Origin of the sequence: Pseudomonas sp. IT-P44, assembly GCF_949768225.1 — a bacterium.
GTDB lineage: Bacteria > Pseudomonadota > Gammaproteobacteria > Pseudomonadales > Pseudomonadaceae > Aquipseudomonas > Aquipseudomonas migulae.
This window is the reverse complement of sequence record NZ_CATKQM010000084.1, coordinates 1-555: the sequence shown is the minus strand read 5'-3', so window position 1 is coordinate 555 and position 555 is coordinate 1. Positions and strand designations below refer to the sequence as shown.

The following is a 555-nucleotide window of genomic DNA, read 5'->3' as shown; positions in this document are numbered from 1 at the left end:
ATGTTCACGGCGGGCCGCGCTGATCTGTTTGAAGAGGTACACCTGAAAGCCCGCGACGCCGGTCAGGACCAGCTCGGTGATCATCAGCAGTACGCTCACGGTCATGGATGAAAGCTCCATTTCATGCGCTCCAGTTGCCACGGCCGCCGATCCGGACGGCGGTGTACATCAGCCAGGCCAAAGTCGTGGTCATGCCCTCCTCGAGCAGGGCGTCGTAGAAAATCCGGTCGGCCTCGGCCTTGGTGAAACGGTTGGTCAGCGTCGTGTAGATGTAGTCGTGCACGGTTGCTGGGCGGCGGGCCAACTCGTCGTCACGCGGCACCAGCCACCAAACCACACGGGGGGCGCTGGACAGATCGGTACGAGTACCCGCAGGAACAGTCACCGGACGACCGTCACGCGTGATGTAGAACAACGGCCTGACCAGGTCCCATGCAGCAACGCCGTTGACCGCCTTGACGATCAGATCACTCTTAAAGGGCATCGGCGGCGCACTCCACGCGGATTTTGTTCGGAGCCGCATTTGCGTCGATGAGCTGGCGCATCGTGCTGCGA

The 555-nt window shown here is 61.8% G+C and carries 1 protein-coding gene; it reads right to left on the bottom strand.

Annotated elements, in window-relative coordinates; genetic code table 11:
- Window positions 1–121 precede the first annotated feature (121 nt).
- Window positions 122–484, bottom strand: coding sequence for a DUF1353 domain-containing protein (locus ACM6IO_RS27920; protein ID WP_414912616.1), 363 nt, complete (start codon window positions 482–484; stop codon window positions 122–124).
- Window positions 485–555: the final 71 nt, after the last annotated feature.